This window comes from Hymenobacter segetis, from assembly GCF_054776495.1.
The window spans coordinates 509089-525997 of sequence record NZ_BAAHBV010000001.1 but is presented as its reverse complement, the minus strand read 5'-3'; the positions used below and the strand labels follow the sequence as shown (position 1 = coordinate 525997).

13 protein-coding genes are annotated in these 16909 nt (G+C 60.1%); 4 read left to right on the top strand and 9 right to left on the bottom strand.

The genetic code is table 11. From position 1 onward, the window contains the following. Positions 1 to 49: 49 nt before the first annotated feature. Positions 50 to 2680: a valine--tRNA ligase gene (locus tag ACYU70_RS02295; RefSeq protein WP_342301611.1), complete on the bottom strand. Its 2631-nt coding sequence runs from the start codon at positions 2678 to 2680 to the stop codon at positions 50 to 52. Between the two features lie 413 nt (positions 2681 to 3093). On the opposite strand from ACYU70_RS02295, the gene ACYU70_RS02290 reads away from it, so the two are divergent. Both ACYU70_RS02290 and ACYU70_RS02285 read left to right on the top strand, forming a co-directional pair. Then, positions 3094 to 3978 (top strand): carbon-nitrogen hydrolase family protein, encoded by an 885-nt coding sequence (locus ACYU70_RS02290; RefSeq protein ID WP_460615876.1) that lies wholly within the window; start codon positions 3094 to 3096, stop codon positions 3976 to 3978. 135 nt (positions 3979 to 4113) lie between these two features. Then, a complete protein-coding gene (locus tag ACYU70_RS02285; protein WP_342300784.1) occupies positions 4114 to 5322 on the top strand; it encodes an N-acetyl sugar amidotransferase in 1209 nt (402 codons plus the stop codon). A 79-nt stretch (positions 5323 to 5401) separates the two neighbouring features. On the opposite strand, the gene ACYU70_RS02280 is transcribed toward ACYU70_RS02285, so the two are convergent. Beyond that, positions 5402 to 5752 (bottom strand): 4Fe-4S dicluster domain-containing protein, encoded by a 351-nt coding sequence (locus tag ACYU70_RS02280; protein WP_342300786.1) that lies wholly within the window; start codon positions 5750 to 5752, stop codon positions 5402 to 5404. Between the two features lie 196 nt (positions 5753 to 5948). On the opposite strand from ACYU70_RS02280, the gene ACYU70_RS02275 reads away from it, so the two are divergent. Continuing rightward, positions 5949 to 6962: an acyl-CoA reductase gene (locus ACYU70_RS02275; RefSeq protein WP_342300788.1), complete on the top strand. Its 1014-nt coding sequence runs from the start codon at positions 5949 to 5951 to the stop codon at positions 6960 to 6962. A gap of 108 nt (positions 6963 to 7070) precedes the next feature. Next, a complete protein-coding gene (locus ACYU70_RS02270) occupies positions 7071 to 7376 on the top strand; it encodes a hypothetical protein (protein WP_342300790.1) in 306 nt (101 codons plus the stop codon). A gap of 165 nt (positions 7377 to 7541) precedes the next feature. Here ACYU70_RS02270 and ACYU70_RS02265 read toward each other — a convergent pair whose 3' ends face one another. The 7 genes from ACYU70_RS02265 to ACYU70_RS02235 all read right to left on the bottom strand — a co-directional run bounded on the left by ACYU70_RS02265 (position 7542) and on the right by ACYU70_RS02235 (position 16847). Continuing rightward, positions 7542 to 8423 (bottom strand): nucleoside phosphorylase, encoded by an 882-nt coding sequence (locus ACYU70_RS02265; RefSeq protein ID WP_342300792.1) that lies wholly within the window; start codon positions 8421 to 8423, stop codon positions 7542 to 7544. Between the two features lie 105 nt (positions 8424 to 8528). After that, complete coding sequence (trhO, locus tag ACYU70_RS02260) at positions 8529 to 9470, bottom strand: oxygen-dependent tRNA uridine(34) hydroxylase TrhO (RefSeq protein ID WP_342300793.1); 942 nt, start codon at positions 9468 to 9470, stop codon at positions 8529 to 8531. A gap of 100 nt (positions 9471 to 9570) precedes the next feature. Then, positions 9571 to 10203, bottom strand: coding sequence for a NeuD/PglB/VioB family sugar acetyltransferase (locus tag ACYU70_RS02255; protein ID WP_342300795.1), 633 nt, complete (start codon positions 10201 to 10203; stop codon positions 9571 to 9573). A 129-nt stretch (positions 10204 to 10332) separates the two neighbouring features. Beyond that, positions 10333 to 11646, bottom strand: a complete 1314-nt coding sequence (locus tag ACYU70_RS02250) for a hypothetical protein (RefSeq protein WP_342300797.1) — start codon at positions 11644 to 11646, stop codon at positions 10333 to 10335. Then, positions 11643 to 12944, bottom strand: a complete 1302-nt coding sequence (locus ACYU70_RS02245; RefSeq protein ID WP_342300799.1) for a DUF2851 family protein — start codon at positions 12942 to 12944, stop codon at positions 11643 to 11645. Before ACYU70_RS02245 ends, ACYU70_RS02250 begins: the two co-directional genes overlap by 4 nt. Before the next feature lie 68 nt (positions 12945 to 13012). Further along, a complete protein-coding gene (locus ACYU70_RS02240) occupies positions 13013 to 13657 on the bottom strand; it encodes a LolA family protein (RefSeq protein WP_342300800.1) in 645 nt (214 codons plus the stop codon). Positions 13658 to 13826: 169 nt separating this feature from the next. After that, positions 13827 to 16847, bottom strand: a complete 3021-nt coding sequence (locus ACYU70_RS02235; RefSeq protein ID WP_342300802.1) for an FtsK/SpoIIIE family DNA translocase — start codon at positions 16845 to 16847, stop codon at positions 13827 to 13829. Between the last annotated feature and the right edge of the window lie 62 nt (positions 16848 to 16909).

Sequence of the window (16909 nt, the reverse complement as noted above, 5' to 3'; positions counted from 1 at the left end):
CCGCTTCCTGGAATTAGGAAGCGGCTTTTTGCATTAAATAGAATTGCGTTTACAATCCTTTCAATGCCTGTTCCAGCGCGGCGATTTTAGCCTCCGCATCGGCCAGTTTCTGACGCTCCTTTTCCAGCACTTCGGGCTTGGCGTTCTGGGCGAATTTCTCGTTGCCGAGTTTCTTCTGCACCGAGTCGCGGAAGCCCTGGGCATATTCCAGCTCTTTTTCGAGGCGGGTGCGCTCGGCGGCCATGTCGATGTGACCTTCGAGGGGGATGAAGAACTCGCTGCCGCCCAGCACGAAGCTTACCGAGGCGGCGGGGCCGGCATCGGCGAAGCTCACCTCCGAAATGCTGCCCAGCTTGCGGATGATGCCTTCGTAGTCGGTCACGAGTTGCGGCTCGTCGGTTTTAGCTACCAGCGTCAGCGGCTTGTTGGGGCCGAGGTTTTTCTGGTTGCGCACGGTGCGGATGCCGGCTACGATGGCTAGGGCCTTGTCCATGTTGGCCAGCGTTTCGGCGGTATTGGCGGGGGCGGTGGCGCGGGGCCAGGGGGCCACGGTCACGTAGTCGCGGGGGCCACGCTCGGCCAGCTCGTGCCACAGCTCTTCGGTAATGAAGGGCATGAAGGGGTGTAGCAGCTTGAGCAGCGTTTCGAGGTAGGCGGTGGTGTGGCGCAGGCTCTCGGCATCGATGGGATGCTGGTAGACGGGCTTCACCATTTCTAGGTACTGGGCGCAGAAATCGTCCCACACCAGCTTGTAGATGGTCATCAGCGCATCCGACATGCGGAACTTCTCGAAATGGTCGTCCATCTCGACAATGGCGGCTTGCAGCTTGGCATTAAACCACGTCACGGCCTTTTCATTCACGAAGGGCAGCGACGCATCGGCTTCCCAGCCTTTTACGAGGCGGAAGGCGTTCCAGAGCTTGTTGCTGAAGTTGCGGCCCTGCTCCACCAGCTTCACATCGTAGAGCAGGTCGTTGCCAGCGGGAGCCGAGAACAACATGCCGGTTCGCACGCCATCGGCGCCGTACTGGGCAATGAGGTCGAGCGGGTCGGGCGAGTTGCCGAGTTGCTTGCTCATCTTGCGGCCCTGCGCGTCGCGCACAATACCGGTGAGGTACACGTTTTTGAACGGCACTTCCTGGCGGTATTCAATGCCGGCCATTATCATGCGGGCCACCCAGAAGAAGAGGATGTCCGGACCCGTCACCAAGTCGTTGGTGGGGTAGAAATAGTTGATGTCGGCGTTGTCGGGGTCTTTGAAGCCGTCGAATACCGAAATCGGCCACAGCCACGAGGAGAACCATGTATCGAGCACGTCCTCGTCCTGACGCAGGTCACTCAGTTGCAGGTCGGCCTTGCCGCTTTGGGCAATGGCTTGCTGCAAGGCATCCTCGGCGGTGAGGGCTACCACGAACGTGCCATCGGGCAGGTAATAGGCCGGAATCTGCTGGCCCCACCAGAGCTGGCGCGATATACACCAGTCGCGCACATTCTCCATCCAGGCGCGGTACATGTTCTTGAACTTGGGCGGGTGCAGCTTCACGGTGTCGTTTTCCACCACGTCGAGCGCGGGCTTGGCCATCTGCTCCATTTTCATGAACCACTGCAGACTGAGCTTGGGCTCAATCACGGCCTTGGTGCGCTCCGAGGTCTGCACGATGCTGGCGTACTCCTCGATTTTTTCGAGCAAGCCGGCTTCCTGCAAGTCCTTGGCAATCTGCTTGCGGGCCGCGAAACGGTCCTGGCCCACGTAGAGCACGGCCTTCTCGTTCAGCGTGCCGTTGTCGGCCAGAATGTCGATAACGGGCAGGTTGTGCTTCACGCCCAGCTCGTAGTCGTTCAGGTCGTGGGCGGGCGTCACTTTCAGCGCACCCGTACCGAAATCCATCGACACGTACTCGTCGAAAATCACCGGGATTTCGCGGCCCAGCAGGGGGATGCGCACTTTCTGGCCAGCCAGGTGGGCATAGCGCGGGTCATTCGGGTTCACGGCCACGGCCACGTCGGCCATGATGGTTTCGGGGCGCGACGTAGCCACGGTCAGAAACTGGTCCTCCTGCCCTACCACGGCGTATTTGAGGTAGTACATTTTGGCCTGCACATCCTTGGCAATCACCTCCTCGTCGGAAATGGCGGTGCGGCCTTCGGGGTCCCAGTTCACCATGCGCACGCCACGGTAAATCAGGCCTTTGTTATACAGGTCCACAAATACGCGGAGCACGGCATCGGTCAAATCCGGCTCCATCGTGAAGCGCGTGCGGTCCCAGTCGCACGAGGCACCGAGCTGCTTGAGCTGCTCCAGAATAATGCCGCCGTACTTGTCCTTCCACTCGAAGGCGTGGCTGAGGAATTGCTCGCGGGTGAGGTCGGTTTTATTGATGCCCTGCTCTTTCAGCAAGGCTACTACTTTGGCCTCGGTGGCGATGCTGGCGTGGTCGGTACCGGGCACCCAGCAGGCTTCCTTGCCCTGCATGCGGGCTCGGCGCACCAGCACGTCCTGAATCGTATTGTTGAGCATATGCCCCATGTGGAGCACGCCCGTCACGTTTGGCGGCGGGATTACTACGGTATAAGGCTTCTTCTTGGGGTTGGGTTTGGCTTTGAAAAAGCCCTGCTCCTGCCAGCGTTGGTACCATTTGGCTTCAACGTCGGTAGGCGAATAGGTGGTGGCGAGGGACATGGGGAGTTGTGCAAGTAGCAGAAGCAACAAAAATAGGCATTAGAACTGCGGCAGAATAAGCAATTAGGCCCAACCCAACTTATTACCCTGTCCTACTACCAGACGACTTCACCAAATCCACAGAAAGTTCTCCGTTGTCACCCCACTGGCAATGCTTTTAACGCCCGCCAGCCATCCTTGCCAAAAACCATTCAATCTCCGTCCATTTGCACTGAATTTCAATGACATGTTAAATTTTTAATATTTTTATTATCCAAAATCATATTGCCCCAAGCCCAATAAAAGCTTATCATTTTGAAAGTTGCCGACAGTACTCAGGGCTTAAAGTTTAATCTGCTCTTTGTACCTTCCGAATGATTCAGTGTGGTTTTTAGCAATAATTCATGGCTTCGCTCTTTTCTTTTCGCAAACCTGTGCCTCCGGTTCCGGCTTTGCCCGAAGTGCCGGCCCCGATTGGCACCCTGCGCATTGGCCTGGGGCAACTGCTGGTAGAGGGCGGCGAGCCCGCCCGCAACCTAGCTCGGGCCGTGGAGCAGATTGCCGAAGCCGCCGCCCAAAATTGTGAGTTGGTGCTCCTGCCGGAAACCCTGGATTTTGCCTGGACGCACCCCAGCGCCCTCTACGAGGCCCAACCCATTCCCGGCATGTATAGCAATATGCTGTGCGAAGCGGCGGCCCTCCACAAGATTTACGTGTGCGCCGGCCTCACTGAGCGCGCCGCCGATGGCCGCAACTTCAACGCCGCTATTCTCATCGACCCTCAAGGCAACATCATCGTGAAGTATCACAAGATAAACCTCTTGGATGTTGAGCAGCCGTACTACGCCGTGGGCCAGACGCTGAACGTGGTGGACACGCCACTGGGCAAAATCGGGGTGAATATCTGCGCCGACAACTACCTCGACGGGCTGCCCATTGGCCACACCCTGGCCCGGATGGGCGCCGAATTCATCATCGCGCCGGCCTCATGGACCGTGGATTACTCCATCACCGAGGAGCACGACCCCTATCAGGAGAAATGGGTGAAGCCGTTTTCCATCCTTGCCCAGCTTTACAACGTAGTGGTGGTCAGTGTAACGTCCGTTGGTTACATCGTGGGCGGGCCGTATGAGGGCAAGAAAAGCGTGGGCTGCTCCCTGGCCGTTGATGCCCACGGCGTGCGTGCGCAGGGGGCGTTCAATGAGTTTGCCGGCCAGCTGGTGGTGGCCGACTTGGCCCGTCCCCACCGCCCGGAGCGCGGCACCGATATCGGCCTCATGCTCCAGCGCAAAGGCTACCGCTTCGACCAGTTGCCTTAAACACCTGCTTCAGAATTATTATTTCCTACCGAAATCCTTGCTTTCCGTTTAACTACCACCCACCCGAAGTGCCTCACAATTCGTCTTTGCTGTACACCCATATTTCTCTATACAGCCCCCTTATTTCCACCTCCATTGCTAACACAATTACGCTCCCAGGACCTCCTTGCCACAACGGATTCAGCGGCTGACTATCAGCGATGCGCCCGGTGTGTGATGGATACCACTGCGCCGGGCATCACTTTTGATTCGGAAGGCACCTGCTCTTTTTGCGAAGTGCATGACCGCATGGAAACGGCTTTCCCACTTGGCGAAGCCGGCCGCGAAACCGTGCGACGCCAAGCCGAAGAGATGCGCCAAGCCGGCCGCAAGCGCCGCTATGATTGCGTGGTGGGCGTGAGCGGCGGCCGCGACAGCACCTACACGCTATGGTACTGCGTCACCCAGCTCAAGCTGCGCCCGCTGGCGGTGCATTTCAACGACGGCTTCGGCAATCCTGTGGCCGGCGAAAACATGGTGCGCACCTGCCAGCGCCTGGGCGTGGAGCTGCGCACCATTACCTCGGACTGGCGGGAGTCGAAAGACCTGAAAATTGCCTTTTTGAAAGCCTCCGTGCCCGATATGGAGGAAGGCACCGACCTGGGCATTGCCACCGCCTTGTATGGCGTGGCGGCCAAGGAAGGTATTCGGCACCTGATTATCGGCCAGTCGTTTCGCACCGAGGGCATTGCTCCGCTGAGTTGGAATTTTCTGGATGGCCGCTACCTGCGGGCTGTGCACAAGCAGTTCGGCACGGTGCCGCTACGGCGCTGGCAGCCTGCAGACCCGGGCTTCAATCTGGGCATCAAGGAGATGTTTTACTACGCTTTTGTGCGGCGTATTAAAACTGTGACGCTACTCTATCACCTTGATTATGTGCGCACCGAGGTCGATGAGCTGCTGGTGCGCGAGTTGGCTTGGAAAAGCCCCGGCGCGCATTATTCCGATGACCTTTACCAGAGTCTGATTTACTACCTCAACCGCGTCAAGTTTAACATCGACCGGCGGCTGTTCAATTATTCGGCGCTAATACGCTCGGGCCAGATGAGCCGGGAATATGCCCTGGAACGCATTTCCCACATCAATTCCATTGAGGACGAAGCCGTTATCCAGCTCTGCATCAAGCGCCTGGGGCTGACGAGGGCCGAGTTCGATGCCATTGTGGCCGCCCCGCCCAAAACCTTCCACGACTACCCCAACAACTATGCGCTGCTCCAGCTGCTGCGCGGCCCCATCAAACTCATGAGCCGGCTCAACCTGATTCCCGAATCGGCTTACGATAAATACTTTAACTGCGGCACCTGAGCCATGAATTCAAAAAGAAAGGCCGGTTCCTGTATAGGAACCGGCCTTTCTTTTTGAGCAAAAATTGCTGGCGAACAGGTTAGGCAGCAATGTGCAGCCAATCTTTCTTTTCGAGGAGACGTTCGCGGGTTTCGCGGTAGTCGGGGTCGTCCACGCAGCAATCTACGGGGCACACGGCGGCGCACTGCGGCTCTTCGTGGAAGCCTACACACTCGGTGCATTTATCCGATACGATGTAGTAATACTCGTCCGAAACCGGCGTTTGCGGGGCGGTACCCGACACTACGGTGCCATCGGCGGCGGTTACTTCTTTCAGCGTGGTGCCATCGGCCCAGCGCCACTGCGCGCCGCCTTCGTAAATAGCATTGTTGGGGCATTCCGGCTCGCAGGCACCACAGTTGATGCACTCGTCGGTTATCATGATGGCCATGGGGCGTCGGGGTTCGGGAGGTGAAGTGAGGAAACCAAAGCAGAACGAGGGAGCTTTACGTAAAACGCCCGCCCCGCGCCGTTCTTTGGGCCTGCAAAATTAACCAACAACGGCTGGGTTTGCACAGTTTGAGCCAATTTTGCCGGGTAATCTTCCGTGCGGGTCCTTTTGGCAGTCCGCGCCCTCCCCTTTTCTCATGAATCATTCCGAACGCCTAGCGGCATTTGTGGCCCTCGGCCAGCGCCTCACCACACTTTCTACCGATGAGCTGACCACCCTAGCGGCCCGCGCCCGCAACCAAAATGCCTGGTTCGACCTTCCCAACGTAACGGCCGCCGTGGCCGGCATCGCGCACCTGCTGGCCGAAGAGCCGCTGCGCCACTGGGCCGCCCGCTACCCCACCGAACCTACCACCGTGCACCAAGTAGGCGTGGTGATGGCCGGTAACATTCCCATGGTCGGCTTCCACGACCTGCTGTGCGTGCTGCTCAGCGGCCACGTCCTGCTGGCCAAACTCAGCGCTGACGATACCATGCTGATGACCTTGCTGATAGAGGAGCTGGTGAGGATTGAGCCGCGCTTCACAGATTTTATCAAAGTGCTGCCGCGCCTGAACGCGGCCGATGCTTTCATCGCCACCGGCTCGGATAATACGGCGCGATACTTTGAGTTTTATTTTGGCCAGCGGCCCCACCTCATCCGTCGCAACCGGACCAGCGTGGCCGTGCTCACGGGCCAGGAAACCGGCGCGGAACTGGCCCTGCTGGGGCCGGATATTTTTCAATACTACGGCCTCGGCTGTCGCAATGTGAGCAAGTTGTTCGTGCCCGAGGGCTATGATTTCGTGCCTTTGCTCGATGCGCTGCAAGGTTTCGAGCATGTGCTTAACCACCACAAATACAACAATAACTACGACTACAACAAGAGTATTCTGCTGGTGAATGCGGTGCCGCACTACGACACCGGCTTCTTGCTGCTCACGCGCAACGCGGCGCTGGTGTCGCCCATTTCGGTGGTGCACTACACCGAATATGCCAGCGAAGTTGACCTCGTAGACCAGCTCACCGACGTGGCGGCCCAGACGCAGTGCGTGGTGTCGGCCAGTGGGCGGTTTGCGGGCAGCGTGCCGTTTGGCAAAGCCCAGGCACCGGGCGTGGACGAGTACGCCGACCGCGTGGACACGATGGAATTTCTGGCGCAGCTGCCCTAGAAATTTTCATCGAAAAATCAGACTTCGGCGGGTAGTTTATCGTTTGGATAGACCAATGGGGGCACTTTGCCCCCATCTCCTCCACCCACCCGCTTACCTATTACCGCCATGTCTTTTACCTATCCTACTGATACTGTTGAGATTGTTGAGAAGGAAGAAATAGCCACCATGCACTTCGGCCACGACGATGTGCTGCCCAACGAAGCCGACCGCCAGCGCCGCCGCGCCGATGCCGACCGCGCCGTGACCCTGGGCAACGCCTACCACGGCAAGCTCGACATCTATTTCCAGACGGCCGACGGCGCGACCAAGCGCGTGGCCACCACCATCTGGGCCGCCGATGCCGAGCATCTTACATTGAAATCTGGCTCCTCGCTGCCGTTGCGGGCGGTGCTGGGATTCGATTTTTATTAGTCGATTTCGGCCAAAAAGAAAAGCAGAACGGTCATGCTGAGCGCAGCCGAAGTATTTCTGCCACGCAAGTATTCATTTACTATTGCGGTAGAGATGCTTCGGCTGCGCTCAGCATGACCGTTTTTATTTGTTCTGGCTGGTACTGCCTTTGCAGCTCTCCTGCCCTTACTTCGCCACCAAGTGCTGGAGTGTGCGCTCAATCATGGCATCAACCACGGCACCGGCATTCTCGGCGAACTCGCCGGTGGCGCGGTTGGCCACGATGGCGTTCAACGACAACACCTCATGGCCCAGCAGGCGGCCCAAGGAATAGTAGCCGGCCGTTTCCATCTCGAAATTGCTGAGACGGAATTCGCCTTCGCCGCTCTGGTGGCGGAAATTCTGGAGGCGGGAGATATAGTCGGGCTGGCGCAGGGGCAGGCGCAGGCTGCGGCCCTGGGGGCCGTAGAAGCCGGGGCAAGTGAGCGTGTTGCCCATGGTCATGCCCGCGCCCAACTGCTCGCGCAGCAGGTCGGAGCCGCGCACCACGTAGGGCGTGAAGGACAGGCCCAGGCTCTTTTGCAGCTCGGTGGCTACTTCGGTTTCGAGGCCGGTTTCCATGAGGGGGTAGAATTGCATGAGGCTGTCGAGGCCCACGGCGTGCTCGGTGGCCAGCATGGTGCCGATGGGCACATCGGCCTGCAGGCTGCCGCTGGTGCCCAGCCGGATGATGCGCAGGCTCAGGCGCTCCTCGGCGGGACGCACTTCACGGGCCATGAAATCGATGTTGACCAGCGCATCAAGCTCGTTCATCACGATGTCGATGTTGTCGGTGCCCATACCGGTGCTGAGCACGGTGAGGCGCTTGCCGCGGTAGTAGCCCACGTGGGTCACGAATTCGCGGTGCGTAGTTTCGAACTCAACTGAATCGAAATGCCGGCTGACCTGAGCCACCCGCGCCGGGTCGCCCACGGTGAGGATGGTGTCGGAAATGTGGTCGGGCAGCAGATTGAGGTGGTAAATGCTGCCGTCGGGATTGAGGATGAGCTCGGAATTGGGAATTGACATCGTGGTCGGTGTTGAGTAGTCAGAAATCAGACAGCGGAATAATCGGCAAGAAAAGAAAATTGACAGCAAATACCGCCACTGACTATTCAATACAGACTACTAAATTCAGGCTTTGTAGGAAGCGAGGCCCTGGGCCGGGTTATAGTGGTTGCTGAGCTTGGGGTAGGTGCCGGTACCGTCGTACACGCGCATGTCGGGATGCTGGGCGCAGGCTTCGGAGCAGGCTCCTTGCAGGGTTTCGCCGCAGCTTTCGCAGAGTGGCAGGTGGGCGTTACAGTGCGGGTTGGCGCAGTTGATGAGGCGGGCGCTGGGCTGATGGCAGTGGTGGCAGCGCGATATCACGGTGGGGTTCACGCGGTTCACGTCAACGGCCACGCGGTTGTCGAACACGTAGCACTGACCGTCGAAATCCTCGCCTCCGGCCTCAATGCCGTACTTGATGATGCCGCCGTGCAGCTGGTACACGTTCTCGAAACCCTGCTCTAGAAGGTAGGCGCTGGCTTTTTCGCACTTCACGCCGCCGGTGCAGTAGGTCAGGATTTTCTTATCCTTGAACTCCTTGAGGCGCTCGATGCGGTCGGGGAAATCGCGGAAATTCTCGATATCCAGCGTCACCGCGTTTTTGAAACGGCCGAGGTTATACTCGTAGTCAGAGCGCACGTCGACCACCACCACATCGTCGCGGTCCTTCAGGGCTTTGAATTCTTCGGGCGAAAGATGCTGGCCGGTTTTCTCGTGGGGCCGCACATGGTGCAGGCTACTGTGCACGATTTCGGATTTCACCCGCACGTGCAGCTTCTGGAAGGTGTGAGCTTCCACGTCGTCCACCTTGAACTCCAGCGCGGCGAAGCGCGGGTCGGCTTTCACGGCGGCCATGTAGGCGGCGCAGCTTTCGCGCGTGCCCGATACCGTGCCGTTCAGCCCCTCGGCCGCTACGATGATGCGCCCGCGCAAATCCAGCGCCAGGCACAAGCGGTGGTGCTCATCGCGGAACTGCTCAGGGTTTTCGAGCGGCGTATAGCAATAGTAAAGAAGAACCTGATACATATTTAATTATGAATTTTAAATTATGAGTTATGAATTAGAGATTATGAGTAACGCGCTAACCAGGCATTCATAATTTCTAATTCATAACTCATAATTCTCTTCAGACTTTCACTGCCGGGTTGCCGAATACCGTCTGGCCGTTGGCCACGTCGGCCACTACCACCGAGCCGGCCCCGACGCGGGCCTTGTCGCCGATTTTCACGCCGGCCACTACCACGGCACCGGCACCGATGAAGGCTTGTTCGCCTACTTTGGTATCGGCTCCGAGCAGGGCACCGCTGCCCAGTTGGGCGTAGTCACCCACGGTGGCGCGGGCTTCTACCACAGCGTTGGCGCCCACCAGGCAGCCATCGCCGAGGGTGGCGGTGGCGGCTACCACGGCGTTGGGGCCGATGTAGTTGCCGTGGCCCAGAGTGGCGTGGTTCGACACGCTGGCGCGCTCGTGGATGGCGTTTACGGGCACAGCTTCGTACTCGGTGCGTAGCATCTGGGTGAGGCTGCGGCGGCTGGCGGTGTCTTCGGTGGCCACGAAAACTTCGCACTTCTTGCCGAGGAGTTTCAGCAACTCGCCGTCGTCGGTATTGCCCATCACGGGCACATCGAGCAGCTCGGTGCCTTGCAGCTTTTTATCGTCGTCGAGCATACAGTACACGACCACGTCGTTGGAAAGAAACGCGTCGAGGGCGGCGGTGCCCACGGTTTGGGCACCAAGAATGATAACGGGGTTTTCCATGGAGGGAATTCGGATGAGGGAGGCCGGGCCGGCGGGCCGCAAATTGCGCCGCGGCCAGGCCCGGACGTGCAAAGGTACGGCACGCGCCGCAGGGGTGATTTTGGAACGACGTGAGGATTGGACCAAGGGCTATTTGTCCCGAAATCCAAGCCGCCGTAACGCCGCCGCCGCATAGCCGTTTTGCAGCAGCAGCAGCACCAGGTAGGGCATCAGGTCGCTGCGGTAGCGGTGCAGCGAGCCCAGGTTGGGCGTCGTCAGCCCCATCAAAGCCGCCAGTACGATGCAAAAAATCACCAGCCCCAGCCCCAGCACAAACGGCAGGTGGCCTGCCCGGCCCCGCACCGCACCCACGGCGGCCACCATCACCACGACCAACAGGAGCAGGTTTTCGGCCCCGGCGGCGGCTAGCCGCAGGTCGCGGGACTCGCCCAGGTAGGGTCGCGTGAGGGTATTGGCCACGGCCAGCGGGGCGTAGCTCAGCACGCTTTCCAGCGTGGGGCGCAGGTCGGGGTATTCGAAATGGGGCCGTCCCACCAGTTTGGGCAGGTCGGAGGTGTACACGCGCACCACCTGGTTGGTAAATTTATTCACGCTGAAGGCCACGCTCATCTGTTGGGCCATCCACAGGCCGGAGCCCAGCACCGCCAGCAGCGCCACGGCCTGCGCCCAGCGGGTCCGCGCCAGCCCGCGCACCTGCAGGCCACGCACCAGCGCTATGCCCACCAGCACGGCCAGCAGCGGCGCGGCAAAAAAGTAGCGCATTTTGAAGTGGACGTAGGCCAATAGTACGACAGCCAGCCACCAGCCGGCCCGGCTCCACCAGGGGGCGGGTGGCCGATGCCCGGGCTCATCATACAGCCGTTCCAGCACCAACGCCGTCAGCCATGCTCCGGTGCCGACTAACAGTGATTCCTTGCTCAGCCCCGTGGCCCAGAACCACACCGATGGCCACAGCAAAAACGCCACCGCCCCTGCCCCAGGCGGCGTGGCCGGGAATACCCGGGCCAGCACCCGCACCAATTGCCAACTGCTCACAAACGTGAACAGGCTCAGGTAGAATCCGTTCAGCCAGCCCATGCCGCCCGAAAATAGGTTCAGAAACGCCAGCACTTTGATGAAGAACCAAGTATTGGAAAATCCCTGAAAAACAGCTGTGTAATTGATGATATGAATGAGCGTCACGGCTTGCGTAAGCGTCTGCCAGGCCTGGGCCGGATGCGCCCAGAGCTGCGCCGTGATGGGCTGGCTCAGGTCATTCATGAACTTGGCATCAAGCTGCAAATCCCAGTTGCGCATCAGGCCCATGGCTATGCGCCCCCCCAGGCCCATCACCAACGCAGCCCGCCACCAAGCGGCCGGGGCCTCGCGCCACTGCCGCCACAGCCACGGCAGCAGCCCGGCCAGCAGGCCCGCATTGAGCAAAATGGCCAGTGCTATTTTCACCGGACCACGCGGGGTTGTTGCACCAGCCGGCTGCCGATGGCGCAGTGCAGGCAGCGGCGCGGGGCACAATAAGATTTATGCAATGCCAGCAGGCCCTGCGAGTCGGCCGCTGTGCGGTGGGCAAAGCCCAGGTCTGCGTACACGTCGGTGTATTGGTTGTGCTCAGCCGGCAGCTCGCTCAGCAGGGCCACGCTGCTTTCTACTACCTCGGGTTTGCCTACGTAGCGGGCATAGGCCACGCGCAGCGGCACCACCACGTTGGTGATGAGCAGGTCGATGCTGCTTTTGCCGAGGCCCGGCACCTTGCCCGGCCGGCCGGGCCGGAAGTGCGCCCGCCAGTACGCCGGCGCGGGTGCCTGGAAAAATTCCGTCAGCGCGGCCACGCTTTGAGCCGTGAGCAAGGCATCGAACAAGGCCGGCCGGGCATGGAGCAAGCCCACCAGCTGGCCCAGCCGCACGGGCGGAAAGTTGGCCGGCCGCAGACGCAGGTAGTTCCACTCATGTACGGCCAGGGCGGCATCCGCCAGGCTGTATTTGTGCCGCAGAAACTCATATTCCTGCCTCAAGTCCCGGATGTAGTCATCGGTGACAGTCTCCTCATTATCAACCAGGAATCCGGCTTGCCCGAATAGCAGGGCTTCGAGCTGACGCTGGTCGTGGCGGTGGCGGCGCAACACGGCCAGCGGCAGGGATTTGGCCAGACGGGCCAGTGGCTCGCTATTTTTCTGGAAGCCGAAAGCGGCCATCAGCGCGTGGTAGGCGGTGGCCTCCCAGTCCTGCCCGAGGTGTTGGTGCAGGGCCATCACGTCGTCGGCTTTACGCTCCACGCGCTCCAGCAGGGCGCGCTCGGCCATCATCGTGCGGGTGATTTCGGGCACCAGATTAAGCAGCGGAGCGCAGGGCAAGGGCGCGGCGGCGGGCGCATCCACCAGGGCCTGGTAGCGCGTCAGCAACTCGGGGGCGAGGCGGGTTTGCAGGGCCAGCGCGGGAATCAGGCTGCCATTGGTGCGGGCCACGTCGGCATCGTGCTGGCCCACTACGTGCAGAATTACCTGGTCGTATTTGGGGTCGATTTGGTGGTTATGGCGGGTCCAGTCGGAGGCGCGGAGGTGGATTTCTACCGCGCCATTCCACTCCACGTCGCCCACGCGCAGGCGGGCATTCAGAAAATCGGGGCCGGCGTCGGCGTTGCGGTGGCCGGGCTTCAATACCTGGATTTCCTCGCCGTCGGCCGTGCGCAGGTCGGCCTTATCAAAATACTGGTGCTGCCAGACGTAGTGGTAGAAATCTTCGCGCATGGGGCAAATGTAAAACGGCCCGCCTCTTTCGAAGCGGGCCGTTTCTCAAATCACGTTATTTCCGAAGATTAGCGCAGGTCCACTACCTTCACGCCTTTGTACTTGGCCTTGTCGAAGGCAAACGTACCGGCATCGGTGGGCGGGTTGGGCTTGAAGTTTTTGATGAGGAAGGTGTACTGGTTGCCGTTTTTCTTGAACATCTGCCAGCTTTTCACCGACGCGTCCTTCTTCCGCACCTTCAACCGTACTTTGAACACGTCATTCTGGCGGTTTTCGGGGGCCAGCTCAATCACGTCGAGCGGCTCGCCGCTTTCCGTCACCTGCTGCACGTAGTTGTACTTATAGCCCTTTTTATACATCGTATAAATCTGGGAAGGCGACATTTCCTGCGAATCCGGGTCCGAATCGGAGATGTTCACCTCGTTTTCGTTCTTCAGGTAGGTCCAGGTGGTTTTGCCGTCGTTGATGACTTCCTGGCCGCTGATTTTGAGGCGGAATTTCTGGCCGCTCACCACAATGTCGCCGTTGATGTTCTGCTTCACTTTAGCGCTGGGGTTTTCCAGCGTTTGGGTAAAAGTAGCCTGAAAGGCTTTCAGCGCCTGGTATTTGGCGCTCATCTGGTCGAGAATTTTACCGGCCTTGGGGTCCTGCTGGGCGGCGGCGGGCAAGGCCAGCGAAACCGCGAGCAACAGGAAAGAAATTGATTTTTTCATTAGAAGAAGAGAGTTCAAAAGACGCTAGTGCTGGGCTTGAAAAGCCTCATACGGATTTCGTTTAACAAACGTCCGGCCAAAATGCCAATGAAGCGCCGATGAAGAAAAAAAAGCTACCTCGGCACGAGTACCGCGAAATAAAATTTCGCGGTACTCGTGCCATTCGGCGCTATTTCATGGAATTGAGTAATTGCTCCAATTGATACTCATCCGGAATAAGTACATCGCGGGCCTTGCTGCCCTCGAACGGTCCCACGATGCCGGCATGCTGCAATTGGTCAATCAAACGGCCAGCACGGTTGTAGCCCAGCTTGAGCTTGCGCTGCAAAAGCGAGGTGCTGCCCTGCTGGTGCAGCACGATGCAGCGGGCCGCGTCCTCAAACATGGAGTCGCGCTCCGAGGGGTCCATTTCCTCGTTGCCACTGCCGGCATCGCCGTCGGCCCCGGCAACTTCGGGCAGCAGGTAGGCATCGGAGTAGCCCTGCTGCTCGCCGATGAAGTCACAGACGCGGTCCACTTCCGGCGTGTCGATGAAGGCGCACTGCACCCGAATCAGGTCGGACCCGGCCGAGAACAGCATGTCGCCCTGGCCGATGAGCTGGTCGGCCCCGCCGGTGTCCAGGATGGTGCGCGAGTCGATTTTGCTGGTCACCTTGAAGGAGATGCGGCAGGGGAAGTTGGCCTTGATGATGCCGGTAATCACGTTCACCGAAGGGCGCTGGGTGGCCACGATGAGGTGAATGCCGATGGCGCGGGCCAGCTGCGCGAGACGGGCAATAGGCGTTTCCACTTCCTTGCCGGCCGTCATCATGAGGTCGGCCAGCTCGTCGATTACCAGCACGATGAAGGGCAGGAAGCGGTGGCCTTTCTTGGGGTTGAGGCGGCGCTCAATGAACTTGGCGTTATACTCCTTGAGGTTGCGGCAGCCGGCTTCTTTGAGGAGGTCATAGCGCCGGTCCATCTCCATGCAGAGCGAATTCAGCGTGTTCACCACCTTCTTGGTGTCGGTGATGATGGCCTCGTCGGTGTCGGGCAGCTTGGCCAGGTAGTGGCGCTCAATCTTATTGAAAATGCTCAATTCCACCTTTTTGGGGTCGACGAGCACGAATTTCAGCGTGGCGGGGTGGCGCTTGTAGAGCAGCGAGGCCAGAATCACGTTCAAGCCCACCGACTTGCCCTGACCCGTGGCCCCGGCCATCAGCAAGTGGGGCATTTTGGCCAAATCGGCCACGAATACTTCGTTGGTGATGGTACGGCCGAAGGCAATGGGCAGGTCCATTTCGGTCTTGGCGAACTTTTCCGAGCCCAGCACCGAGCGGATGCTCACCATTTCCTTCTTCGTATTCGGCACCTCGATACCAATGGTGCCCTTGCCCGGAATTGGCGCGATGATACGAATGCCGAGCGCGGCCAGACTCAGCGCGATATCATCTTCCAAGGCCTTGATTTTGGAGATACGCACACCGGCCTCAGGCACGATTTCATAGAGCGTAACCGTAGGGCCGATAGTGGCTTTAATACTGGCGATGCTGATGCCGTAGTGCCCCAGCGTCTCCACGATGCGGTCTTTGTTGGCTTCGAGTTCTTCCTTGGTTACCTGGGCCTTGGCGATGCCGTAGTCGTTGAGCAGCTCCAGGGTGGGGAACTGGAAGCGCGCGAGGTCCAGCGTGGGGTCGTAGTTGCCGGCAGGCATGGCGTCGGCATCTTCGTCCTCATCGGCCACGGCGGCGATGTCGGCCCCGGCGTTGGGGTCGAGGTCGTCGCGGCCGGGCACGGTGATTTCGAGCGGGCGGGCGGCAGGCATTGGCAGCACAGGGCGCGAAGCCGGCAAGGGCGCGTCGCCATCGGCCAAATCAGCCAGCGAAAGCGGCGTGGGAATGGTGGACGCGGGCACGCTAGTTACTACGGCCAATTCCTCCTCCGCCGTTGGCATTTCGATGGAGAACGACGGGCCAGAAACGGCCAGCGGCAACGCGGCTGCTACCGTCGAAGCGGCGGCTGCAGCCGAAGTAGCCGCGCCCATAGCTGCTCCCGCCGCTGGTGCAACCACTGCGCCGGCCACGGCCAGTGGCAGTCCAGCGCCGGGCCGGGGGGCCGGCTCATATTCTTTTACAAATACCGAAGCCTCATCGGTGTCGTCATCCTCATCAAGTTCCAAAGAAGGGCCGGCGGCCTGCATACCGCCGGCCGCAACTGTGGCGGAAGTAGTAGCCGTAATCTCCGGCGCGGCCGGGCGGGTTTTCAGCGTCATGGCCGGGGCGGCGGGAGCAACCGGAGGGGCCACCGCCGCAGCCTGCTCGGCGGCAATTTCGGCTTCCAGCTCGGCGTCTTCGTCGGCATCGTCCTCGGTGCTGAGGCTGCGGAAGCGGCCCAGGTTGAGGCTGGTGACGTTGAAAAAGAACACCACGAACGATATCAGGGCGAAGGCCAGCAACAGCACCGTGCCCCAGCCGATGAGGCTGTCGAGCCAGGAAGCAGCTTCAAAACCCACGCCACCGCACAGGAAATCGAGGCGGTGAGCAAGCACGGGGTCAGCCCCCGGCGCAGCCAACGACACCACCACGTAGCCGAGCAAAATGCTCAGCCAGGCCATGCTGAACAGGCCCAGCGCCAGGATGTAGCTCACCGAAACCGGCGCGGCGCGGAACACAATCTTATACCCCAGGAAAAACACGATGGGAATGAGTGCGAACGCCGCCACCCCAAACAGTTTGTAGATGAACAGCTCGGCGGCCCAGGCCCCGAGCAGGCCCAGCCAGTTGTGCGATTCGGCCCCGGCTTCCCGCACCGGGATGGTGCTCATGGCCCCCACCACGCTCTGGTCGGCGTGGCCGGTGAAGAGGAAGGAGGTGAAGGCGATGGTGAGATAGAGGCTGCCCAGCAGCAGCCCGAAGCCCACGAAAAGGTGGAAACGACGGTCGCGCAGCAGGCTCAGCAGGTTGCCTACGCCGGGCAGGGGGCCGCGAGGGGCGCGGGGCGGCTTGGCGGGTTTGGCAATGGGGGCTTGTTGGGCGGCGCGGGCGGCTTTGGGCACGTTGGCGGCGGCGGGGCGGGGCTCTGGGCGGGCGGCGGGAGCGGGCTCGGGGGCCGGGCCGTTGGGGCGCGGCTCGTTGCGCCGGTTGGCCTTGGGCTCGTTCGGGCGGTTAGCCGAGGGGCCGGCGGGAGGGTTTTTATAACGATTATCGGCCATTCGACGGGTGCAGAAAGGTCAAATTTACACAATGCGGGCGGTAAACGGACAGATGAATTAAA